21 protein-coding genes are annotated in these 24211 nt (G+C 54.7%); 14 read left to right on the top strand and 7 right to left on the bottom strand.

The genetic code is table 11. The annotated features are described in order from the left end of the window. Positions 1-159 precede the first annotated feature (159 nt). The 4 genes from xdhA (at position 160) to guaD (ending at position 6335) form a co-directional block, all read left to right on the top strand. Positions 160-1614: a xanthine dehydrogenase small subunit gene (xdhA, locus tag AF70_RS01165; protein WP_028941143.1), complete on the top strand. Its 1455-nt coding sequence runs from the start codon at positions 160-162 to the stop codon at positions 1612-1614. Further along, complete coding sequence (gene xdhB / locus AF70_RS01160) at positions 1607-4003, top strand: xanthine dehydrogenase molybdopterin binding subunit (RefSeq protein WP_028941142.1); 2397 nt, start codon at positions 1607-1609, stop codon at positions 4001-4003. The genes xdhA and xdhB overlap by 8 nt, the downstream gene beginning before the upstream one ends. 124 nt (positions 4004-4127) lie before the next feature. Next, positions 4128-4973: a xanthine dehydrogenase accessory protein XdhC gene (xdhC, locus tag AF70_RS01155; RefSeq protein ID WP_019579882.1), complete on the top strand. Its 846-nt coding sequence runs from the start codon at positions 4128-4130 to the stop codon at positions 4971-4973. Positions 4974-5036: 63 nt separating this feature from the next. Further along, positions 5037-6335: a guanine deaminase gene (gene guaD, locus AF70_RS01150; protein ID WP_178119829.1), complete on the top strand. Its 1299-nt coding sequence runs from the start codon at positions 5037-5039 to the stop codon at positions 6333-6335. Positions 6336-6426: 91 nt separating this feature from the next. On the opposite strand, the gene AF70_RS01145 is transcribed toward guaD, so the two are convergent. Then, positions 6427-7191: a GntR family transcriptional regulator gene (locus AF70_RS01145; RefSeq protein ID WP_007941070.1), complete on the bottom strand. Its 765-nt coding sequence runs from the start codon at positions 7189-7191 to the stop codon at positions 6427-6429. 355 nt (positions 7192-7546) lie between these two features. Between AF70_RS01145 and AF70_RS01140 the strand changes: the two genes are divergently transcribed. Beyond that, on the top strand, positions 7547-8737 hold the full coding sequence (locus AF70_RS01140) for a benzoate/H(+) symporter BenE family transporter (protein ID WP_018925276.1): 1191 nt from the start codon (positions 7547-7549) through the stop codon (positions 8735-8737). An 86-nt stretch (positions 8738-8823) separates the two neighbouring features. Here the strand turns inward: AF70_RS01140 and AF70_RS01135 are convergent, their stop codons facing one another. After that, positions 8824-9108 (bottom strand): 50S ribosome-binding protein YggL, encoded by a 285-nt coding sequence (locus tag AF70_RS01135; protein WP_026331760.1) that lies wholly within the window; start codon positions 9106-9108, stop codon positions 8824-8826. Between the two features lie 91 nt (positions 9109-9199). On the opposite strand from AF70_RS01135, the gene AF70_RS01130 reads away from it, so the two are divergent. From AF70_RS01130 to AF70_RS01105, 6 genes are all read left to right on the top strand, one after another. Continuing rightward, positions 9200-11509 carry a hypothetical protein gene (locus AF70_RS01130; protein WP_028941140.1) on the top strand — a complete coding sequence of 770 codons (2310 nt, stop codon included), beginning with the start codon at positions 9200-9202 and terminating at the stop codon, positions 11507-11509. After that, positions 11487-13565 carry a hypothetical protein gene (locus AF70_RS01125; protein ID WP_028941139.1) on the top strand — a complete coding sequence of 693 codons (2079 nt, stop codon included), beginning with the start codon at positions 11487-11489 and terminating at the stop codon, positions 13563-13565. The genes AF70_RS01130 and AF70_RS01125 overlap by 23 nt, the downstream gene beginning before the upstream one ends. Before the next feature lie 6 nt (positions 13566-13571). Beyond that, a complete protein-coding gene (locus AF70_RS01120) occupies positions 13572-14186 on the top strand; it encodes a hypothetical protein (protein WP_028941138.1) in 615 nt (204 codons plus the stop codon). Further along, a complete protein-coding gene (locus AF70_RS01115; RefSeq protein ID WP_028941137.1) occupies positions 14167-15585 on the top strand; it encodes a tyrosine-type recombinase/integrase in 1419 nt (472 codons plus the stop codon). Before AF70_RS01120 ends, AF70_RS01115 begins: the two co-directional genes overlap by 20 nt. 970 nt (positions 15586-16555) lie before the next feature. Then, positions 16556-16999, top strand: a complete 444-nt coding sequence (locus AF70_RS01110) for a hypothetical protein (protein WP_028941135.1) — start codon at positions 16556-16558, stop codon at positions 16997-16999. A 370-nt stretch (positions 17000-17369) separates the two neighbouring features. Next, positions 17370-17927 (top strand): hypothetical protein, encoded by a 558-nt coding sequence (locus AF70_RS01105; RefSeq protein WP_050438332.1) that lies wholly within the window; start codon positions 17370-17372, stop codon positions 17925-17927. 115 nt (positions 17928-18042) lie between these two features. On the opposite strand, the gene AF70_RS01100 is transcribed toward AF70_RS01105, so the two are convergent. Further along, positions 18043-18351, bottom strand: coding sequence for a helix-turn-helix domain-containing protein (locus tag AF70_RS01100; protein WP_028941133.1), 309 nt, complete (start codon positions 18349-18351; stop codon positions 18043-18045). Between the two features lie 120 nt (positions 18352-18471). Between AF70_RS01100 and AF70_RS01095 the strand changes: the two genes are divergently transcribed. From AF70_RS01095 to AF70_RS01085, 3 genes are read left to right on the top strand one after another with little or no spacing between them, the layout of a single operon-like run. Next, entirely contained in the window at positions 18472-18990 is a 519-nt protein-coding gene (locus AF70_RS01095) for a hypothetical protein (protein ID WP_028941132.1), read from the top strand. 38 nt (positions 18991-19028) lie between these two features. Then, a complete protein-coding gene (locus tag AF70_RS01090) occupies positions 19029-19220 on the top strand; it encodes an MbcA/ParS/Xre antitoxin family protein (RefSeq protein ID WP_028941131.1) in 192 nt (63 codons plus the stop codon). A gap of 34 nt (positions 19221-19254) precedes the next feature. Then, a complete protein-coding gene (locus AF70_RS01085; protein ID WP_169342454.1) occupies positions 19255-19419 on the top strand; it encodes a hypothetical protein in 165 nt (54 codons plus the stop codon). Positions 19420-19569: 150 nt separating this feature from the next. On the opposite strand, the gene AF70_RS01080 is transcribed toward AF70_RS01085, so the two are convergent. From AF70_RS01080 to AF70_RS01065, 4 genes are all read right to left on the bottom strand, one after another. After that, positions 19570-20052, bottom strand: coding sequence for a Mov34/MPN/PAD-1 family protein (locus AF70_RS01080; RefSeq protein WP_028941130.1), 483 nt, complete (start codon positions 20050-20052; stop codon positions 19570-19572). Beyond that, positions 20040-21575, bottom strand: a complete 1536-nt coding sequence (locus tag AF70_RS29725) for a ThiF family adenylyltransferase (RefSeq protein WP_231508985.1) — start codon at positions 21573-21575, stop codon at positions 20040-20042. The genes AF70_RS01080 and AF70_RS29725 overlap by 13 nt, the downstream gene beginning before the upstream one ends. A 102-nt stretch (positions 21576-21677) precedes the next feature. Further along, the gene (locus AF70_RS01070; RefSeq protein ID WP_028941128.1) at positions 21678-22856 is read right to left on the bottom strand and encodes a cyclic GMP-AMP synthase DncV-like nucleotidyltransferase; all 1179 of its coding nucleotides are present in this window, start codon (positions 22854-22856) and stop codon (positions 21678-21680) included. 525 nt (positions 22857-23381) lie between these two features. Then, the gene (locus AF70_RS01065; protein WP_028941127.1) at positions 23382-24032 is read right to left on the bottom strand and encodes a hypothetical protein; all 651 of its coding nucleotides are present in this window, start codon (positions 24030-24032) and stop codon (positions 23382-23384) included. Between the last annotated feature and the right edge of the window lie 179 nt (positions 24033-24211).

Raw genomic sequence — 24211 nt, 5'->3', positions numbered from 1 at the left:
GCAGGCTATCCCGTGAGGGTCAATAATGAAGGAACGAGTCGTTGATCGACAAAATGCCATTTCCTGACCTTTAAGTCAGAAAATCATTGACCGAAAAGTCAGACCTGATAAATTCGGCTCATGTCGGTTAACAACAATAATGAGTTTGCGAGGCCATCCGTGATCCAGTTTTTATTAAACCAGGAACTCCGTAGCGAGCACGCCCTGGACCCGAACCTGACCGTGCTCAATTACTTGCGCGAACATGTGGGCAAACCCGGCACCAAAGAAGGCTGCGCCAGCGGTGACTGTGGCGCCTGCACCGTGGTGGTCGGCGAGTTGCAGACGGATGACGATGGCCGCGAACACATTCGCTATCGCAGCCTCAACTCCTGCCTGACCTTTGTTTCGTCGCTGCACGGCAAGCAACTGATCAGCGTCGAAGACCTCAAGCACAAGGGCGAGTTGCACAGCGTGCAAAAAGCCATGGTTGAGTGCCACGGCTCGCAGTGCGGCTTCTGCACCCCTGGCTTCGTCATGTCGCTGTTCGCCCTGCAAAAGAACAGCGATCAACCGGACGCCCACAAGGCCCATGAAGCCCTGGCCGGCAACCTCTGCCGCTGCACCGGCTATCGGCCGATCCTGGCCGCTGCCGAGCAATCCTGCTGCGGCAAGCAACCGGATCAGTTCGATGCTCGCGAAGCGCAAACCATCGCTCGCCTGAAAGCCATCGCCCCCACCGACATCGGCGAACTCAACAGTGGCGACAAACGCTGCCTGGTGCCGTTGACCGTGGCCGACCTGGCCGACCTCTACGACGCTTATCCACAGGCCCGCCTGCTGGCCGGCGGTACCGACCTGGCGCTGGAAGTCACGCAATTCCACCGCACCTTGCCGGTGATGATCTACGTCGGCAACGTCGCCGAAATGAAGCGCATCGAGCGCTTCGACGATCGCCTGGAAATCGGCGCCGCCACCGCCCTCTCCGACTGTTACGACGCTTTGAAAGCCGAGTACCCGGACTTCGGCGAATTGCTGCAGCGCTTCGCTTCGTTGCAGATTCGCAACCAGGGCACCCTCGGCGGCAACATCGGTAACGCCTCGCCGATCGGTGACTCGCCACCGCTGCTGATCGCCCTTGGCGCGCAGATCGTGCTGTGCAAAGGCGAGACTCGCCGCACCCTGGCCCTGGAGGATTACTTCATCGATTACCGGGTCACCGCGCGCCAGGAAAGCGAGTTCATCGAGAAGATCATCGTGCCCCGCGCCAGCGCTGAACAACTGTTCCGCGCCTACAAGGTATCGAAGCGTCTGGACGATGACATTTCCGCGGTCTGCGCAGCCTTCAACCTGCGCATCGACAATGGCGTAGTCGCCGACGCCCGCGTTGCTTTCGGCGGCATGGCGGCCATCCCCAAACGCGCGAAAAACTGCGAAGCCGCGCTGGTTGGCGCACCGTTCAACAACGCCACCATTGAACGCGCCTGCGCCGCACTGGCCGAAGATTTCACACCGCTCTCGGACTTCCGCGCCAGCAAGGAATACCGCCTGCTCAGCGCGCAGAACCTCCTGCGCAAATACTTCATCGAACTGCAAACACCGCACATCGAGACTCGGGTGACCGCTTATGTCTAATCATCACGCTGTAGAGAAGACCCAAGCCGAACTGGCTGAATTGTTCGCCAAGGACCTGACCACCGGAGTCGGCCGCAGCGTCAAGCACGACAGCGCCGCCAAGCATGTGTCCGGTGAAGCACAGTACATCGACGATCGGCTGGAATTCCCCAATCAGCTGCACGTTTATGCTCGGCTGTCGGACCGCGCCCACGCGAAAATCATCAGCATCGACACCAAGCCCTGCTACGCATTCGAAGGCGTGCGCATCGCCATCACCCACGAAGACGTGCCAGGCCTGAAAGACATCGGCCCGCTGTTGCCGGGCGATCCGCTGCTGGCCATCGATGACGTGCAGTTCGTCGGTCAACCGGTGCTCGCCGTCGCCGCGAAAGACCTGGAAACCGCGCGCAAAGCCGCGATGGCAGCGATCATCGTATACGAAGACCTCGAACCGGTTCTGGACGTGGTCGAAGCCCTGCGCAAACGCCATTTCGTGCTCGACAGCCATACCCACCAGCGCGGCGATTCGGCCAATGCCTTGGCCACTGCCGAGCATCGCATCCAGGGCACGCTGCACATCGGCGGCCAGGAACACTTTTATCTGGAAACCCAGATCTCTTCGGTGATGCCGACTGAAGACGGCGGGATGATCGTTTACTGCTCGACCCAGAACCCCACCGAAGTGCAGAAACTGGTGGCGGAAGTGCTGGACGTGTCGATGAACAAGATCGTCGTCGACATGCGCCGCATGGGCGGTGGTTTCGGCGGCAAGGAAACCCAGGCTGCCAGCCCGGCGTGCCTGTGCGCGGTGATCGCGCGCCTGACCGGTCAACCCACCAAAATGCGCCTGCCGCGTGTTGAAGACATGCTGATGACCGGCAAGCGTCACCCGTTCTACGTCGAGTACGACGTGGGCTTCGACAGTACCGGCCGCCTGCACGGCATCGCTCTGGAGCTGGCCGGTAACTGCGGTTGCTCACCGGACTTGTCGGCGTCGATTGTCGACCGCGCGATGTTCCATGCCGACAACTCGTACTACCTGGGCGATGCGACCATCAACGGTCACCGCTGCAAGACCAATACCGCGTCGAACACCGCTTACCGTGGTTTCGGCGGCCCGCAAGGCATGGTCGCCATCGAAGAAGTGATGGACGCCATCGCCCGTCATCTGGGCCTCGATCCGCTGGCGGTGCGCAAGGCCAACTACTACGGCAAGACCGAGCGCAACGTCACCCATTACTACCAGACCGTCGAGCACAACATGCTCGAGGAAATGACCGCCGAACTGGAAGCCAGCAGCCAGTACGCCGAGCGCCGCGAAGCGATCCGTCGCTACAATGCCAACAGCCCGGTCCTGAAAAAAGGCCTGGCGCTGACCCCGGTCAAATTCGGCATTTCCTTCACCGCCAGTTTCCTCAACCAGGCGGGTGCGTTGGTGCATGTCTACACCGACGGCAGCATCCACCTGAACCACGGCGGCACCGAAATGGGCCAGGGGTTGAACACCAAAGTTGCGCAAGTGGTGGCTGAAGTATTCCAGGTGGAAATGGACCGGGTGCAGATCACCGCGACCAACACCGACAAAGTGCCGAACACCTCGCCAACCGCCGCTTCCAGCGGCGCCGACCTCAACGGTAAAGCCGCACAGAACGCCGCGGAAATCATCAAGAAACGCCTGGTGGAATTTGCTGCGCGGCAATACAAGGTCAGCGAAGAAGACGTGGAATTCCACAACGGGCATGTGCGGGTTCGCGATCACATCCTGACGTTCGAAGCGCTGATCCAGCAGGCGTATTTCGCCCAGGTATCGCTGTCGAGCACTGGCTTCTATAAGACCCCGAAAATCTACTACGACCGCAGCCAGGCTCGCGGCCGGCCGTTCTACTACTACGCCTTCGGCGCGGCCTGCGCCGAGGTGATCGTCGACACCCTGACGGGCGAGTACAAGATGCTGCGCACCGACATCCTCCACGACGTCGGCGCCTCGTTGAACCCGGCCATCGACATCGGTCAGGTCGAGGGCGGTTTCATCCAGGGCATGGGCTGGCTGACCATGGAAGAACTGGTGTGGAACGACAAAGGCAAACTGATGACCAACGGCCCGGCCAGCTACAAGATCCCGGCCGTGGCGGACATGCCGTTGGACCTGCGGGTGAAGCTGGTGGAAAACCGCAAGAACCCGGAAGACACGGTGTTCCATTCCAAGGCTGTGGGTGAGCCGCCGTTCATGCTTGGCATCGCCGTCTGGTGCGCGATCAAGGACGCCGTGGCGAGTTTGGGCGACTACCGGCATCAACCGAAAATCGACGCGCCGGCGACGCCGGAGCGGGTGTTGTGGGGCTGTGAGCAGATGCGTCAGTTGAAGGCGGTGAAGGCCGTCGAAACTGAGTCGGAAGTAGTGGTTTGATCGTTCCCACGCTCTGCGTGGGAATGCAGCCCGCGACGTTCTGCGTCGCATTGTGAACAGCGGACGCGGAGCGTCCAGAGATGCATTCCCACGCCGAGCGTGGGAACGATCTTGAGAGGTGAACATGTACAACTGGATCGACGCCCTCGCCGACCTGCAAAACCGGGGTGAACCCTGTGTGTTGGTGACCATCATCGAAGAGCTCGGCTCGACGCCGCGCAATGCCGGCTCGAAGATGGTCATCAGCGCCACGCAAACGTTCGACACCATCGGTGGCGGGCATCTGGAATACAAGGCCATGCAGATCGGCCGCGAGATGCTTGCCAGCGGCCGGCAGGACACCCATCTGGAGCGCTTCAGCCTCGGCGCCAGCCTGGGCCAGTGCTGCGGCGGCGTGACCGTGTTGCTGTTCGAGCCGATGGGCCAGGTGCAAGCGCAGATTGCTGTATTCGGCGCCGGCCACGTCGGTCGGGCGCTGGTGCCGCTGCTCGCCAGCCTGCCCTGCCGGGTGCGCTGGATCGATTCGCGGGAAGCCGAATTCCCCGAACAGATCCCCCATGGCGTGCGCAAAATTGTCACCGAAGAACCGCTGGATGAAGTCGATGACCTGCCCGCTGGCAGCTACTGCATTGTCATGACTCACAACCACCAGCTCGACCTCGAACTCACCGCCGCGATCCTCAAGCGCAATGACTTCGCCTACTTCGGCCTGATCGGATCGAAGACCAAACGGGTGAAGTTCGAACACCGCCTGCGTGATCGTGGTTTCGACAGCGCCGTGCTGCAACGCATGCGCTGCCCAATGGGGCTGGGCGAAGTCAAAGGCAAGTTGCCTGTGGAAATCGCCATCTCCATCGCCGGCGAAATCATCGCCACTTACAACGCGAATTTTGGCCAGCACACCGCCAGCGCCGGATCATCGATCGCCAAACTGCTGCCTGCTTCACGCCGCAGCCAAGCTTCTAACTGAAGAGCTTCGAACTGAAAAGCCTCGAACTGAAAAGCTCCGAACTAATTGAGAACACCCATGCCAATGACTCGCAAAGCCTACCGCGCCGCCATTTTGCACAGCATCGCCGACCCTGCCGAAGTGGGTATCGAAGCCTCGTATGAGTATTTCGAAGACGGCCTGCTGGTGGTCGAGAACGGCCAGATCAACGCCATCGGCCACGCCAGCGAATTGCTGCCAGCGCTGCCGGCCGACATCGAGATCACCCATTATCAGGACGCACTGATCACCCCCGGCTTCATCGATACCCACATTCACCTGCCGCAAACCGGCATGGTCGGCGCCTACGGTGAGCAACTGCTGGACTGGCTGAACACCTACACCTTCCCGTGCGAAAGCCAGTTCGCCGACAAGGCTCACGCCGACGAAGTGGCGGATATTTTCATCAAGGAACTGTTGCGCAACGGCACCACCACCGCCCTGGTCTTCGGCAGCGTGCATCCGCAATCGGTGAACTCGTTTTTCGAGGCTGCCGAGCAACTGGATCTGCGGATGATCGCCGGCAAGGTGATGATGGATCGCAACGCGCCGGACTACCTGACCGACACCGCCGAGTCGAGCTATGTTGAAAGCAAGGCGCTGATCGAGCGCTGGCATGGCAAGGGCCGCCTGCATTACGCCGTCACCCCGCGCTTCGCCCCGACCAGCACCCCGGAACAGCTTGCACTGGCGGGGCAGTTGCTCAGCGAATACCCGGATCTGTACATGCAGACCCACATCAGCGAAAACCTCAAGGAAGTCGAGTGGGTCAAGGAACTGTTCCCGGAGCGCAAGGGCTACCTGGACGTCTACGATCACTACCAACTGCTCGGCGAGCGCTCGGTGTTCGCCCACGGCGTGCACCTGTGCGACGACGAATGCGCGCGCCTGGCACAGACCGGATCGGCGATTGCGTTCTGTCCGACCTCAAACTTCTTCCTCGGCAGCGGCTTGTTCAACCTGCCGATGGCCGAGAAGCACAAGCTGAATGTCGGCCTGGGCACGGACGTCGGTGGCGGCACCAGTTTCTCGCTGCTGCAAACCCTGAACGAAGCCTACAAGGTTATGCAGCTGCAAGGTGCGCGGCTGAGCCCGTTCAAGTCGCTGTACCTCGCCACCCTCGGCGGCGCCCGCGCGCTGCGGCTGGAAGACAAGATCGGCACTCTGCAACCGGGCACCGACGCGGACTTCCTGGTGCTGGACTACAACGCCACGCCGCTGCTGAGCTATCGCTTGAAGCAGGCGAACAACATTGCCGAGACGTTGTTTGTGTTGATGACGCTGGGGGATGACCGGACGGTGTTGCAGACGTATGCGGCGGGGAGTCTGGTGCATCAGCGTTAAGGTTTTTCGGGCATAAAAAATCCCCCGCATTCATTGATTGCGGGGGATTTTTTTTGTCGCCTGTCAGACCGCTATCGCGACTCGGCCCGATTTATAGCTTGGCAGTCGAACGCCCCGGTTTCTTGGTCTGCAACAGATGCGAGAACACCGCATGCAAATCATCCGACGCGCTTTCTTCGTCGAGGTTGAGTTTGCTGTCGATGTGGTCCATGTGATGCATCATCAAATCCACCGCCAGCGTCGCGTCCCGCGCTTCGATGGCGTCGATCAGCTGGGTGTGTTCATCGTAGGAACAGTGGGAACGGTTGCCGCTCTCATACTGGGCGATGATCAGCGATGTCTGGGACACCAGGCTGCGCTGGAAGCTGATCAGCGGCGCGTTCTTCGCCGCTTCGGCCAGTTTCAAGTGGAACTCGCCCGACAGACGAATACCGGCACCGCGATCGCCGCGGGAGAAGCTGTCGCGCTCGTCGTTGACCATCTGCCGCAAGTCGGCAATCTGCTCGGCAGTGGCGTGCTGTACCGCCAACTCAGTGATCGCCCGCTCCACCAGCCGCCGCGCCATGAACACCTGACGTGCCTCTTCGACACTCGGACTGGCAACGACAGCGCCGCGATTCGGACGCAGCAACACCACGCCTTCATGGGCCAGACGCGACAGCGCGCGGCGAATGATGGTGCGACTGACCCCGAAAATTTCCCCCAGCGCTTCTTCGCTCAACTTGGTGCCGGGCGCCAGACGCTGTTCGAGGATGGCCTCGAAGATATGCGCGTAGACAATATCGTCCTGGGTACCGCTGCGGCCGGCTTTGCCTGCTCGCGGTTGTTTCTTGAGGGGTTGCAACTGTTCGTTCATGGGCACTCGAGTCGGGAGAACTGCGGCGAATTGACCGTGACTGTAATACGGCACAGTGGGTCGCTGGCAAGTATCGCGTAAAAAACACTGCAATTGTACACAATGGCGGGTGGCAACACGACTGTACGGCTGTTTGTCGCCTTTGCTGTATCGCAACGACCGGTTACGTTTCAGTTTAGGCTTGAACGCAGAATTCGCAGCCTGAACACAATCCCTACAGGAGCGAGGCTTGCCCGCGAAGGCGTCGTGTCAGTCGATATCAATGTTGAATGACACGACGCCTTCGCGGGCAAGCCTCGCTCCTACAAGTTCAGCGGCTACGGACATCTTTATCAGAACAAGGAACACCGCTGTCATGACCGACGCCACGCACACGCAGCTTCGTCCCCTGACCGACACGTCGCCCTCGGCCATTGTCGCCGGGTTCATCGCCATGATGACCGGTTACACCAGCTCCCTGGTGCTGATGTTCCAGGCCGGGCAAGCGGCGGGCCTGAGCAGCGGGCAGATTTCGTCGTGGATCTGGGCGATCTCCATCGGCATGGCGGTGTGCTCGATCGGCCTGTCCTTGCGCTACCGCACCCCGATTACCATTGCCTGGTCGACCCCCGGCGCGGCGTTGCTGATCACCAGCCTGGGCGGTGTCAGCTACGGCGAGGCCATCGGCGCCTACATTACTTGCGCAGTGTTGGTGACCGTGTGCGGCCTGACGGGCAGTTTCGAACGGCTGGTGAAAAAGATTCCGGCCTCGTTGGCGGCGGCGTTGCTGGCGGGGATTCTGTTCAAGATCGGCAGCGAGATTTTCGTCGCCGCCCAGCACCGCACCGCGCTGGTCCTGGGGATGTTCTTCACGTATCTGCTGGTCAAGCGCCTGTCGCCACGCTACGCCGTGCTCGCGGCACTGCTGATTGGCACCGCGCTGGCCGGTTTCATGGGGTTGCTGGATTTCAGTGGCTTTCACCTGGAAGTCGCGACGCCGGTCTGGACCACGCCGCATTTCTCCCTGGCCGCGACCATCAGCATCGGCATCCCGCTGTTCGTGGTGGCGATGACCTCGCAGAACATGCCGGGCATCGCCGTTTTGCGCGCCGACGGCTACAACGTGCCGGCCTCGCCGCTGATCACCACCACCGGCATCGCCTCGTTGCTGTTGGCGCCGTTCGGCTCCCACGGCATCAACCTGGCCGCCATCAGCGCAGCGATCTGCACCGGGCCGCACGCCCATGAGGATCGCAACAAGCGTTACACGGCAGCGGTCTGGTGCGGGATTTTCTACGGGATTGCCGGGGTGTTCGGCGCGACATTGGCGGCGTTGTTTGCCGCGTTGCCTAAAGAACTGGTGCTGTCGATTGCCGCGCTGGCGCTGTTCGGCTCGATCATCAACGGTCTGAGCATTGCCATGGCGCAAGTGCAGGAACGCGAAGCGGCGCTGATTACCTTTATGGTGACGGCATCGGGGCTGACGCTGTTTTCCATCGGTTCGGCGTTCTGGGGGATTGTTGCGGGGGTGTTGACGCTGGTGATTCTGAATTGGCGCAAGGCCTGAGGGCCCCTTCGCGGGCAAGCCATGCGCCTATAAAAAGCAGGTATAAAAAAAACGGCGACCCTTGGGGTCGCCGTTTTTTTAGAACATCAGGCTACCGGATTGATCGGCTTTTCCGGGTACCAGACGTCGATCAGCGGGCTGACTTCAGCGCTGGTCAATTCACTACGGCCCTTGAGCCAGGCTTCAACAGCGGCACGCTGTGCTTCGGTCACCGAGCCACGCTTCTGCAGGCAAACCAGACCGAAGTCATCGCCGCCCACATAACCCAGACCGTTGGCTTCCATGGCTTCTTTCAGGAACGCGTCGAGGAAAGCATCAATGGCTTCATCAGCCAAATCTTCTTTGAAATCCAGGTTCAGTTCGAAACCCAGCTCTTTCGTTTGACTATTTAGCGATGGCTATCATTATTGTCTTAACCGCTCTAAAACGGGCATTAAAGGCACAATCCTCAGCTAGAAAAAAATGACAATTATCAAAAACGCCTCTACTGTCCTCTACCATCCACTTACCGCGATCGACCCAGAGGTCGGCGACCTGATCCTTCAGGCTGGCGAGGTTTACCGACAGTCAACAAAGGCGAGAAGTTTTACAATTCGACCTGCTCTACAGGTACTCGAAGCGTACTGCGATATCACTGGTCAGCGGATCACGATGGAGACGCTTAGAGGCCCCGCGATCGAGACAGTCCTGGAAGGCTACGTAGCCGCCTTGGCTGGCGATGAACTGCTTGACTTGCCAAGTAAAGAATCAGTGAAGTTCTGTCGCCGCATCTATCAGGTGCTAGCCACAGCCCGACTCACGCACCCTGATCTTCATGCCGTTAGCTGGGACTTTGCCCTATTCAAACCTGATGCAGCCGTATGCGCGAAAGTGGCATCGGCGGACGATTTCAAGAGGTGGTACTGGGGAGGTTGGACGATTTTCCGTGAAGGTGGTGGGAGCTCGCACCTGAGACTAGCCCCTCTCGTGGCCGCTTATGGAAGGGCTTTTGTCGAGGGCATGTATGTCCAGCTGGAGAAACATTACCGTGGCCGAGGGGGTGATTATCGTCTCGAATGGGGCTTCATGTTCGACTACCTCCACAAACATCAAGCTCAATGGCCTCTGCGCACATTTGAGAGCGAACAAGGCGTGAAGCGATTCATGCACGCGTTCACCCTTGCTCATTTTTATAAGGCCAAGAAAGACGGCCACGACAGCAAATACAAGATCAAAGCGTGGAACAAGTTCCTCAACGCCGTTGAATCTTGCCTTTGCAAAACAGGCGTATGGGCAAGCCTTACCTCACCGATCCGACGCCCTCCTCCAGCTACCAAACATGGTTCGGAAACGAGGCTGCGTGAAGATGAAGGCGGCCTGCTTATACAAGAAAAGCTAATCACGAGTATTCCACTGCACGTAACCGATGCCGAGGCTATCGACGTGTTGTTCTTTCATATCAAGAACGACCTCGCGACGGTGCGTAACTGGGCTACCAAGCAGGCAGCAGATCTGAAATCCCGCTTTGCTCGTCGAATCTCACTAGCTAAGGAGGGCATCCCGATTATCGAGTACACCGGCCGTGGCATGGTCAAGCGGTATACACAGGCGGACATCTGCGCGACTTTGGAGGATATAACTTCTACGGTGCCACATAATTTTCTTTGCAAAGTTCACGAGCAGATCACGGGTGAGGGTTGCAGCGCCATGCACCTCGCCAGCACCTATGGCTTCCAATTGAAAGGGTGCCTGTATCCATTTCAGTGCCTTCTCGTGCTTGAACACCCAGAGATCACAGCGGACTTTCTCAATGGATTCGAGCTCTATAACCAGGCAGGTCAGTTATCAGGGTTTAACGAAGAGAAACGGCTGCTCATTGGCTACAAAGACCGTAAACAGTCGGATGTCCGGGAGCAGACCATTAAGCTCAATGACACCTCATTTTCCATCGTTAAAGACATCATCGAGATCACTAGCCTCGGTCGGCGAAAACTTAAGGCCCAAGGTAATGATGTCTGGCGCCAGCTATTTGTGAACTCCGCCAGGGGAACAACCGTCTTTGGGGCCGACGTTATTCCCCAATGGAATAAGAGTAGCTTTGCTAACAATAGCGGTCTGCGCGAGCAACTGATCGCTCAATTCACACCACACATCGATCTCCCAGAGACGCAGCTGGTGGACTTTATTCAGAGAGTGCGACTAGGGCGCATCAGAGCTTCTGCGGCGGTCGCAGTTTTCATTGCGAGTAAAAGTACTGAGGAGATGTCCAAGGCTCTTGGCCATGAACACTATTACCCAGACTTGCTCAGCCACTACCTCCCGGAGGCCCTGCTGGCTTTCATCAAGGCTCGATGGATCAGGATCTTCCAGAAGGCGATGGTCTGCGAGGCCATGAAGGACAGCCCGCACCTTCTTCGTGTGACGAAGTTCAACAACATGGATGAACTGGATACCTTCCTGGATAACCACCGGATCAAAGAGATTCCGCCCGAAGCTTCCGATCCTGAACGAAAAGAGCAGCTCAAACCCATTGAAACCAGCGAGGCCGTGCTTTCCATCGGAGTGCCGTTCCTCTCCTCCTTGCTCTCGCTGGAGGCAGCAGTCACGGGATCCAGCAATCGCGAGCGGGTATGCGGCAAGGCTGAGTACTGGGCGTCATTTGCAGGAAAAATCAAAGCCGAGATTTCCAGTGGTTATGACCGGCTGCTGAAGAAGCATCTGGACGCAGCGTTGAAACTGGTCGATGCAAAGAAGATGGAGGCGCTGATCTATGTCCCTGCTCACTGGTCGTGAATCCGGATATGAATTTCTTGATGACTTTGACTTGGTCGAAGCATCACCTCACACAACAGCATCCTGGCTGCGGTGCAAATTCGATGAGAATTCCTGGGCAATACTGACCAACCAGAAAAAACCCTACGAACTTGATTGGGGAGTTCGTCTTTGGGATGGCAGCCTCTTGACCGACGACAAGAATGAGATCTTGCTTCGCTCGCTTAAACATCTACTCATCATTAGCACAAATGGTGTCAACGATGAGTTTGCTACTCTCTCGCCCGACTCTCAAAACATGCGCTTAGCTTGCACATTGAAAGTCATCGACTACTTGCTGATTAATGCTCAAAGCTACGACCTTATCGCCTTCGGCCTAGGTGCTTTGAACGCTGATGACTTGAAGGGGATACTCAATCAACTGGCCTCCTTTGCGCGGTCTGAAGACTCCATTTATGCATGGCATGAGCGCGTGTCTGCGTTTTGCACGCTTCAACTAGGCGGCCTCAGCAACGCTGAGGCCGAGGAGTTTTTTGCCAAGTACCCGAGTATGCTGGAGGTCAGCGATGACGTCTGTGAGGATCTGAGCCTCGACATCAACGCCTCCGACATTCCGAGAGTTCGTGCAGCAATGATGAAAGCGAACCTGTATTACGGAAACAACCACAACGGCTACAAGATAAGCACTAAAGTGCTTTCTGAACGTCTGTACCCAGACACGCTACGAGGACGACAGACTGCAAAATCAGCGTTGGAGGCACTGAGCTTCTACCCTAACGAGCAGAACTACAAACGAGAGTATCCGTCAGTAAGAGTTACCACCGGCGAAGCCGAGCTTCTCCAAGAATCATTGTACTTTTACTACAGGTACACCCTCGTGAGCAGTGCATCGCTCAGTGCGCTAGGGCTACCTGCCCCCTCAGATACGATTACGATCAAAGAGTATACTCCAAAGCTTAATCAACCATCCCGATTTAGAAGCGTGCCCTCTGGAAACCTATTGAAACTGTTCCGTAGCAGCATGGAGTTCCATGTCGATCACGGAAGGAAAATTCTAAATGGATTCATTAGAGTCGCGAGCTACTGCCACGCCCAAAACATTTCGATGATCCGACTTGCTGACGCCGACTTCATGAAAATCATCGGCCCAGAGCTCGTAGATTTTGGCGTCAAAAAACTAGGTCTTTCTAGTCACCGCCAAACCGGGGCGAGATCCCGACGAAAAGGAGACAGGAATCAATACTTCAAGCGGATACGTGCAAATCACGGACTACTTGAATTGGTTTACGTATACCTCGGCAGCATACAACTGACCGTCGGGATGATCATGGCGCGACGCGTTGATGAGTTGGTGACTTTGGAGACTCAAAAGTGCCTGGACAGTACAAAGTCATGGCTTATCTTCAAGCTGGCCAAGTCCACTCGTAACGCCTTGGGCATTCGACAGCGCGAGTCTCGCCCCATCGACGCCATCGCCGTCGAAATGATTGAGGAGCTGCGTCGCTTCCAAAAGCTACTCAAGCGTCTTGGCGTTATCGACGACCTGACCGACCTGTTCGCGACTCCACCTTCTATGGGGCATAAAGTACTCCAGGACTGTTCACTGCACCTTTACAACCGTCACCTGGATTTTGCCTGCGATTATTTCGAAAGCGATGTCACAGAAAGTGGCGAGCGTTATTACGTGCGTCAACATCAGCTGCGGCGTTTCTTTGCCATCATGTTTTTCTACACCAACAGCTTTGGGGAATTGGATACTTTGCGCTGGATGTTTGGCCATCGCGACATCGAACACATTTGGCGGTATCTGACCGAATGCATGGAGCCTAAAGAAATTCGAGGCGCAGGCGCACGTTATTTTGCAGGCTTGGCAAAAAAAGGCCGGCTGGAGAACTACAAAAATTTGCGGGATCTGCTATCTGCACAGTTCGGCACTACGTCATTTGCGCTTGTCGATGAGGGGAAAATTGAAACCTACCTTGCGGCCATGCTGAACGAGGGGAAAGCCAGATTCGAACCGCAATTCTTCAAAGATGAAAATGGTACATCTATGAAAATTCTATTCATTGTGAGCTGAACAAAGATGAGCACAGTATCCAAGCGCGAGCAAATTGATCAGTCCATCGATAGCATTTTCAGATTGCTGGTTGATATCGCACGCTCGCCAGACAGTTACTCGCAAAACGAACAGGTGTTGAATGCACTCAAAAGCCAGGGGGGCCTATGCTCCTTGGATATGGAGTTCTCAATACGAGATGAAAACTTCTCGATCCGGCCTGTCAGCCTGAACACTTTGAAGAAAAGACTCACGCAACCAGATGCGGAGAGAGATTTTCAACATTTAGACCGGCTGCGGTCGCATGCGCAGCAAATGATATACAAATTCGAAGAGCAACAGGCTGCGCCAAAGAAGCGATCTCGAACCGCGCTGGAGGAACAGGTCGACGAACTGAAGGACACTATCTCCTCCCTGCAAGCCGTTAACATGGTGCTTATACAGGCACTGGAGGTTAACAGGAGGGACTTGATCACGATTGCTGACACGGCCAATACAGGATTGCGGCAAAAGCGGATTAAGGACGCCATCAACAGGGTCATCAAAATTCTGGGATTGAACCCTGCACCGTTTGATGACGTGACCATTCTCTCCATGAAGAAGCATTTGCAGCTGGTGCCCCATGATCAAACGACGCGTTGAGTACCCCGAATCCGCTCAATTATTTACACTGATTCCGAAACTGCGACTTTACGACTACATATCGCTGGATAGGCTGCATACGCTCGATGGCAGCAACATGCCTTTTATGACGTGGCCAAATGGAATGCCCTGCCTACAGGCCAATGCTTATATGATCAAGACACGTATGAAACCTGGCCGAGGTGGCAATGGCCCATCCAGAGCCGGAACCAAAGGGGGCACCTTTGGCGAGTACGCTGGGAAGATCAGCCACCTGATCAGATTCTGCTATTACAATAACCTCAGTTTTATCGCTCTATCCGATGACGACTTCTGCGAGTTCATCGACGGACTTCGCAGAGAAATGAAGCGCAATCAACCCAACCAGCGCAAAAGAACTGAGCGTACGATTGTTGGCATTGGTAGAAGGTGCTTAAGCTTTCTTGCTTACGTGGGTGAAATGAGCGGCTTACACAATTTCGTCGGTATAGATGGAACCATATCAATTTACATGGTGGACTCAGTTTACTATCGAAATGGAAAGGCCTTCACACGCTCCAGCGTTCACCACAGGTCGTTCAGGACACCTGAGGCGAAGAAGACTCGTCAGCCGATTGGAGAAGCCACGATCGAAAAATTGCGTAATGCTATTGATGAGATGTCGACGTCGGAATTTTTAAATAATCGTCGACACCTGATGATTTCATTATTCGAGGAATTAGGCGCGCGACGCGGCGAGATTCAACCCATTACAGTTGCCGAAGTGCTTGCCGCCGCCAAAGTAAAACAACCCACTATTTCAGTCACCACTCTAAAACGAGGCGGGATGGGGCTGACACGAGCACTTGAGCTTAGCCCTCCCATGATTGACGAGCTCATGAACTATATTCGCGGCGACCGCTTCATCATCATGAAGCGATTCAAAGGCGTCCCGGATCACGGATTCCTGTTTGTCACCGAGCGTGGTGGTCGCCCGCTTGGGATAGACACTTTCACAACTGAATTTTCTTTGATCCGTCGCGCTGCCGGAGTCGAAGAACAAGCCTGCGCGCACCTCTTCAGACATGCATATTGTACGAACATTGTCGCCCGGTTAATTGCCGAAACACAGGCACTGAGCCCAGACTCGTTCAGGCAGACGTTGATGACTAACAAGATGCTGGCCGAGCGAGCGCTAACCAAGAGCGGTCACGCCACACTGGAGAGCCTACTGGGCTACGTGGACACAGCATTCAAGACCAAATCCAAGTACGAGCAGATCATTCATAATGTTGAAGTGGCCAAAATTTACGAAACATATCAGAAGCGGAGAAAACGGTTGCTGGATGATTTCGCGAAAGAAAAAATCAGCAAAGAAATATACATTGAAAGGGAACAGTCTCTGACGGAATCCATGGAGCGCTTGCTTAAGGTGGCGTGAGATCCAGCCTTGGAGCCTTAGAGATCATTCTTGCTTTCAACAGAAGCTCCCTGACTGGATTACCGACTTCATCCGACAATTCACGAGGATGCGAGCGGTTGAGCTAAGTCTGCGCATCGCCGCGTGTACTCAGCCCCTTCTGATAATAGTACTGACGTAGAGCACCACTACTTATGAATGCTCCAAGCGTCGTGCAGATGTAGTCGTGGATGTGAATAGATTTCGACTCAAACGGGTGAGAATGCCTTGAACATCTACAGCTCCGACAGGGGGGAATCCAAACCCTGCAAGTCGTAGCATTCATTGGCAACCTCAATTCTTACCGATCACGAGGTCGTTTTTTCGTCTGAATCTACCTTCATCACGGCGTCCTTGTTTGTAGCCTAGGAGATAGTATCACGGCAGAGCCAACCGGCGTTATGGATAGCGAAGTCAGGTATATCGATAGGCATTGGGCTGACATAAGATTTCTTGCAATCAGGTTGGCCAGGCCTGGAAACCCGGTAAAGCTTCAAGTACTTGCCAGAGACCCCAAAAGATTCATCCTGCTCAGCAATCTCCACCTGCCATCCAAATACCCTAAGCAAATCGATATTCAGTTGCTCTGCTTTCCATACCGACATCCTCGATTGCGACTCTGTTTTCCTCTTTACTATGTCGATGGAGACTTTCAGCCAGCAACCTCCAATGCGGATTTCTCGCTACGGAATCAATTAATTTCAAACAAAGCCCTGCTAGCCATCAACAAGCCGAATACTCACTAACTCATCAGGCCATGACCTCACAGGTCAGCATATAAAAATCGAAAGCCTTTGATATCAAGTAAGCAAAGTTACCGGGGAATGAATGCAAGCAGCCAGCCCACAACCTACATTGCAAAATCCGCACATAGCCCCCCTAGAAATCTAATCTCTCAGAGTTGCACCGGTGTTTGCTCCCTCGTTACCATAAAATAAAAAAGAGAACATCAATGTCCGACCTAAAAATCAGCTTCAGCGTAACCCAAACGCCCGAAGGCTATAACCTCAATTCTTTTCACAGCATCAAAAAACAGGACAGCATAGATCATAGTGCATTCCAGTACATTGGACTGTTATATCACGGCATTGACGCAACCAATGAGTACGACTCAAGGTTTACGCCGGCAGTAGTCGAATCCTTCAGTGCTTCCATATTGAACCTTGGTTTTCCTGAATGCACACCAATGCATATGCTTTCTACATCCAATTGGAAAGAGCGGATGTACATTGTGTGGGGGTTTATATCCGAGAAATCTCAGAAAAACGCGAGAGCGCTAGATTACGAAGAGTTTCACAATTACTGGCCCAGCCTTGAGTTTTGCGAACCAGGCTGGGACAACGAAGTTAAAAAATGGATTTCTAGCCAACCTTGCTGCACGCATTTATGCGGATAAACCAAGTGGCCACCAAACTCAACAATGGTGAACACCAAGGGTGGCCCAGCAAGAATGTTTGGGAGTGGATCAACGCACGGCTTTAACGTTGACCGAGCCCACCTTCGCGCCTTTCGGATGCTAGCTTGCAGCCTTAGGGAACGCTCGATGAGCAGATCGTCCCGTGCTCGGAAGGTATTGGATTTCGCGCGCCCAGAATGACTGCTCGAAACTGAAAGCACTCAGAGAGTTAAATGTCACCATCCAAGCTGGCGTCTTCTCTTGACGTAAGCGGCTAAGCATTGCCACATTAATCCCACTATCAGGGAGTCATCCTCACTGGTCTTCTGACCGGCCTCCCTATTTCAAAACATGGATCCGGAGAGCCTGAATGGAAACCTCTCGGAGTTTGATGTACGAGCTTGTTGAAGCAGCGGTAAGCCAATTTCTGATCAAGGACGCCACCAGCATCAGAGACAATATTTCGGAAAGAAATCTCTGTGCTCGTCTCGCCATGCAATTCGAAAACCTGCTCCCAACCTACAAGCTTGAGGGGTATTACGCAGACCCCGAGTACAACAGAAAACAAGGTGGGCAGATCAAAACCATCTTGTCGGGAGAATTGGAAGTGATCAAAGTGACCTGTGATCTAATCGTGCACAGCCGTGGAGAGAGGGGGCGAGATAATCTGATTGCCATGGAAATGGCCAAGCCAGACAAAACGACTGAACAGATACACTCGGATAGGCTACGACTCATGGCTCTAACCAAGAAGAGCTTTGACGACACCTGGTCTTATGACGGTGTCACTCATCCCGAACACGTCTGTGGATACCTGCTGGGGGTGTTCATGATGGTCGATCGAGCCCAACAGGTGGTGTCAGTTGAGTACTTCGAAGATGGGAAACCAAAGGCCAATAGAAAAAAGTTTGCTGTGAAACTTACCTGACCCCATCAGCGTTTCCGAATGGTGGGATGCTGATGCCTATAGCACCAATGAGTCTTCTTTGACTCAAACCATTCGATCAAGAAAAGCACCTTCAAAGCATTTCGCAGCGCGTACATCAGCCACCCAGTGCCAGTCGCTCCACCAGATCAACCACATCCTTGCGCTCCTTCCCTTTCAATAAATGAAAACACTGCAGCAGATGCGCCGTCTCGTCATCCTCGCAGTAAAAATACGGCACCGGTAAATTCAGGACAGCAGCAATCTGCTTCACGATGCTTTCACCAGGCTGGTGAACGCCCTTTTCGTACTGAGACATCCTCGCAGAAGCTGTGGCCGGCTCAATGCCCGCCTCAATCCCCAAACGTTCCTGTGAAAAACCTCTTATCTTGCGTGCCTCTTTCAAGCGCTTGCCAAACGTACCCATTTTCTCATCGCCGAAAGGCTAAGAGATTCTTAGATTCGCTTTGACGACATACTAAGTATTACTTAGTATTTGGCAGAAATATCCTTTTGCCATCACTTCAAACGCGAGACAGGGATCAAAATGAAGGAAATGCAAATCGTAGACGGCCGGCTCGACGAGAAATCGCGAGGCTTTGGCGGCGACATGGTCAGCTATCACTACTGGAAAATTGACGGCAAGAAACACGAAAAGCTCGAAATCCCTGACGTTCTCGACGCTCACGTAAAGGCCGGCGATCGAGTCAGAGCGACGTACCAGCCAGGCAAAGACAACATCAACCGGATCTGGGCCATTCAGCTCGACAATGAACCTGTCCGTTCAGTTGTCGACATTCCCTTCATTGCCGTCTCCCTGGGAAGGCTCAGCATCCTGCCTCTGACGGTCGCCATTTTTACTATTTTCGTTGCCTACGGCTTTTGGCAAAACAGCACACACCATGGAGGATTTCATGGCTCGACTTACCAGTTGGGTTGGCTCGCGCTCAATATGTTCGTCAGCTATCGCTACATGATTAAGCCAATATTGATCATCAAACGGGGCATCAAAGCGTTTCGTGAATATTGCGCGAAGGCTCCGGCATCGATCTCGCCCGCAAGCTAAACAGAGCGGATTCCGGCAAGTCTCCCGAGAGTAAGAAAATGAACTACGTTGAGTTGATCCAGCATCAAGCCAAGCTTGTATTTGGCAACAAAGCAAAAGCCGACAGTTGGCTGACCCAACCGAAAAACACCTTCGGTGGTAGTACACCATTGGAGCTCACTCACGATGAAACGGGATACGAACTCGTAAAAGCTGAGCTTGAAAAACTCAGTCACGGATTCGCCTGCTAATTCGAGTTCCACTCCTCCAAGCCCAGGACTCAACATGATTTTTTTTGATCTCAACACAAACGATGCTGAAGCCCTGCTCAGGCACGTTGAAGAATTCAAGCCGAGTTCGGGCGACGCTCGCGAAGACTCACGACTGCAAAATGCGCTTCTCGAATTGAAGGAAGCCCTCGTACAGCACCTAAATGATTCGGGCGCTTAGGACGTTTACAACGCTACTGGTGATCTCCATGGATCCCGCCCGAATGTAGGAAAATCGACGCGAATGTAGGGAATGCTGCTTATCAACCCTAATCGTTAAGCAAGTATCTATCCCCTCAATTACCATCTGAAGCTTCATCCTGAGCGTTGGCTACTGACCACTAGAGGAGTGGTACAAGCGGAGCCTAGCGCCATTCGAGGACGAGTACTCAACACGTAAGTCCCGTCTCCCAACAATGACTGCCAGCATAGGCCGCCCATCTCTTCGAGCAGCCGCAAGCTTCTGCCACTCACTGATATCCAGGCCAGACGGTGTGGGATGGTCTTCAGGATGCGTATGCCATTCCCCGAGATACCTGACCAACCCATTGCTCTCACGCCATCGGCGCTCAGCAATGCCTTTATGGCCCTCGACCAACCGCTCGAAAAAATACTTGAGTCGACGATCTTTTCGGGTGGGCACCGTGGCCTCTAGAACTTCCAGATGGATACCACGAACATGCCCCAGCAATATGCCTCCCGCCTCTGCATCGTTCTCGCCCTGGATGTAGCGTTCAAAGACTTCGATCACCTGCGCAGAGAAATACACGAGTCGCTCGCTGGCGGGATCCTTCCAGGTATTTAGGAACTGCATGCGGGGCATCCTGGTCGCGTAAGGATGGTGACATCTCCTGTGGAGGGATCATGCGCCCGACTGAGAACACGAGTGGACAATGAAGGCCACGCCGTACCCCCGACCCAAGCCAATGCAGTATCCAAGCCTAATGCTGCCGCCTGAACAGACACTGACGCCGAGTACGCCACGTACTGCCCCTCGCAGCCACCTCCTGCGAGGATCGGACGAACACCTCCGACTACTGAGAGGAACCGTTGCTCCGCTTCGTAATCGCATAAGCAGCGGTAACACCCTTCAGACCTATGCTGCTTAAGAAGCGTCCGCACAGCCTCTCCAGCACCTTCAATCCAGACATGAAGGAGCGGAGTCTGCAACCCACCATTGGAAAGGCTACCGCTGGCTTGCAAACCCGCCAGCCAGCTCCCGAAGCCCTGCTCCCCGGTTGCATCAATGACCAGGTCAACCCCTGCAAGGTTGACCGAAAAGGCGTCGTGGGGAAGTGCCCTGACGTTTGCTGAAGGCATTGTGATTTTCAACTCTGCGACCAACCCTATTGCTTTGTTGATCTCCAAGCGATTGATGCCTAGTCGGTGACGCCCGATATTCCCAGGAGATAGATCCTGATTGTCGATCAGTTGCAACTCTCCACCTCCCGTACCGGCCCCCGCCTTAACCAGTAGGTCACCAAGGAAGCCGCCAATCGTTCCGCAACCAATCAAGGCAATCCTCTTGCCCGCGAGCGTTGTCTGAGCAGGAATGTTACGCCCTACAAGGTATTGATCGTCCATCCTGACCACCTGCATCAACTCTATAGGTGCTCCAAAGATTGGAGTGCGCTGATCCGCCTTGGATGTGCGCTTGTACGTCTGAAGATCATTCACAAGGAATCCGTACTGCATCGTGGGTGCATCAATGACAACGACGACGCCATGCTTACCTGCACGGTAGGCTTTTACGATCCGAGCTAGAATCTTGCGACGACATTGAGGATCCAGCTTCGATTGCCAATCCAGAAGCTCACCGACGGTTTTTGGCGGCCAGGCCCCCATCAAAGGACGGGGAGGAGTTTTCGTCGTTATTTTCGCCGAGAATCCAAGGAGCGTATCGACGCTGTTTGCTCGAAGGGCGAACTTTGATTTCGCTCGCGCCACATCATCGGTGAAAACGAGCCCCTGTCCTTTACCCAGACTCAATACAGCCACTTCGCCCGACTCAGGTCTCTCTATGTCAGTGAAGGCATATACGCCTGGCCAGAAGGCGAAAAACTCTTCCTCCAGATCATCCACGCGCTCCTTCGCCATGATTTGGTCAAGTACGGTCGCCGCCCGCCTCAATGCCGCGATCGTTTGGCTGACAGGTTTGTAGATGTCAAACACCACCGCGCCCTGCGCCACGTAGCAGAGAAAACCATCGGGCCCAACATGCGGTGCAAAGGGAAGCAAACGCTCGGGGAAGGGTTGCTGAAGAACAATCGTTGGGAACGACCGAAGCTCGCGATCAATGAATAACTCGCACGGCACCAAACCAAAGCGGGTTTGCAAGGCACCTTCCAATGCCAGGAACCCCGAAAGCTCTTGGGACTTCTGGCGGCGCCACCCTAGGGGCTTGAGTGCTTGCAGAAGCTGAGGAATTACCAATGACCATTACCCCGACTTAGAACGATCCAGGATCTCCATCTCCCCGGGCTGAGGCTCAATAGCCGCCATCGCTGCTGGCAGCGCAGCCTTAGACATGACATCAATCAAATCTGGCCGGTTAGGGAAGCGATCACCCAACATCTCCCGCATCCAGAGACATGCTGACGACTTTGCCTCATCACTTGCGTTGATCGCAGCGTCCAGGTACCTCGCGAGTGTTTCAAACTTCTCCGCCGCCGAATCGATTTCATCCTCGGTCAGCGCGGCAGTGAGGTAAACCTTAGGATCGATCGGGCTCAGAACACCGTCTCGCAGGGCCTTTGGGATGCCTCTCACGACGTTGAGCAGTGCTTCATCATCTCGCTTGCTCTCGAATTCGAAGAGTGGGCATGCAGCTGCCATCAACAGGATCGAGCTAGGCCCTCTCTCATCCCACTGCTGATCACGGAATCCCTTGATGTAGCGGATCACACGACGCAACTGCTCGCCCTTGTCCTGTACTTCCAGCTCAAACCACTCCTTCATCTGCAGGGGATCAGACTTAATCCATCCGCGATCACACGCGAGCAATATCTTGTCGGACGGGAGCTTTTTCCAACTCTGAGTGGCGGCATTGGCAATGATACCGTCCATGGTTGGAATGCCACGCTCCTCCATTCCCGCCTTCAGGAGCTTGTATTGAACATCGGGGATCGCGTAAAGCGGCAGGTCGATGTGCGCGTAAGTTGCGATCACGACCCGCATGCAGTTGGGCTTGCGCTCCAAAGTCCAACCGTTAGCGTCACACAGCGGCTTGAGCACTTCGTACACGGCATCGAAAAAGTCACCAATAGCCAAGTGTGGCTTCTCTTCCTCCTTCATGATGCTCAGGGGTAGGTACACCCCGTCATCGACGTCGGACTGTTGCGGCGGTGTCTGACACGGGCGGTTCAGCGTCTTGTAGGCCCAGGAACCTTGAATGTAGAACTTGGGGTCGCACGTCTCACCGTCGTAACCCTTTTCCCGCAAAGCTTGAGACAAACCATCACGCAGCGACTGACGAATGTCCTTTCGAGCAGCGTCGATCTTTTGCTTCTCATCAGTCGTGAGATCCATGGATTTCAGGAAGGTCGGGTGATCAACGACGGTTCCGAACTCATCGAAACGGTCTTTGGTGGTGTACAGCAAGGGACTCAGGTTGAGCATGAGACATGTCCTGTCGATGGCTTGCAAGCAACGCGCCTGCTTTCAGTCGGATTCTTGTGAGTGCGTACCACTCCCCCCAAGACCCAACTCCTCCGGTGCTGCCACAAAAACCAGCAATGTTTTTTGATTGATAAACGCGAACCATCAACGAAGCGAACACAGCTGGATCCAATACTGGCACAACCCTACATCTAGTGCAATATCCATAAAATAAACACAATAAAACACAAGATGCAGTGTACCTACCGCAAAGCTCTTATCAGATTTTGCAGCACTTAATCAAAGCAAATGGGTTGGAAGGGGCACCTGAGGCCAACGCTGAAGGCGCAGTGTCGATAACCGCGAAACGGCAGGTAATCATCCGCAATCCCAGTGAATACCCCCACTACGAAGCACGCGCCATTTGAGCATGCTTAACATCGAAAACTGATTCGGATGGCATTTGAAGACGATGAGTTGGTTTAGTCAGACCACCCGATTTGTTCCTGGCGACAGCCCTAAGGCCGCGCAAAGGTGGTGAAAGCTTCACTTCAGCCTTTCAAAGAAAATCATACCCGCTGTGTTCAGGCCCTTGTTCCAATTTCGATTTGTCCAGTATTCCCCATCAAGACTCACGCCCTCCTTCTCATCATGAACCTCCACTCGCGCAGAGCCGTAATGACAGCCGCTATCCGTCAACTCTGGATTACGGGTCACGTTATGGTAGGAGTAGTTCAGCTCAATGGTTCCATGCTCGGGATCTCGCCGCACACCTACGATCGTAGTGCTCGACTTTGAATACTTATCATCAGACTGAAACTTCATCCTCACACTGAACAGACGGGAAGTAATGGTGATTTTACCCTGCTTGGTAAACAGCGTATCGCCAGCCTGCTGCCCAGTTAACTGCCTGACCAGATTCCAGTTCGACCTGATAGTTACCTGCCAGTCTCCATCAATGGGAGGGAAAAACTTTCTCACCAAGGGCAGCTTGCAGAGCCAGGGGAACAGAGGTGTCTGACCTACGCCAAGCAGGAGAACCGTCGAAACACCCATCGCCATTTTGGCCACAGACCAAAAAGCCGCGAACTCACTGAACACTTCAGGCAAGCGCCAAAAGCTCAGTGCTCCGAAAACGATAAAGCACAGTAGGGCGAAGTAACCGAGACATTTTTGAATACCCAGCACCTGGTACATGGACATATCCGTACAAATAATCAGCAAACACAGTACACCGATATGCATAATTGACGCACAGACTTGTGATCAGCCCCAGTTCGCTCACGGACGCCAGTGTACGTTTTGTACACCCATGGCTTCGGCCAGATTCCTGCTCAAGCTTCCAGGACGCTGGCCGATGCAGAAGGGTCAGAAAC

It is taken from the genome of Pseudomonas sp. KD5, from assembly GCF_012932895.1.
Lineage (GTDB): Bacteria > Pseudomonadota > Gammaproteobacteria > Pseudomonadales > Pseudomonadaceae > Aquipseudomonas.
Note: the sequence above shows the minus strand (reverse complement) of the source record. Positions and strands in the feature narration are given on the sequence as shown.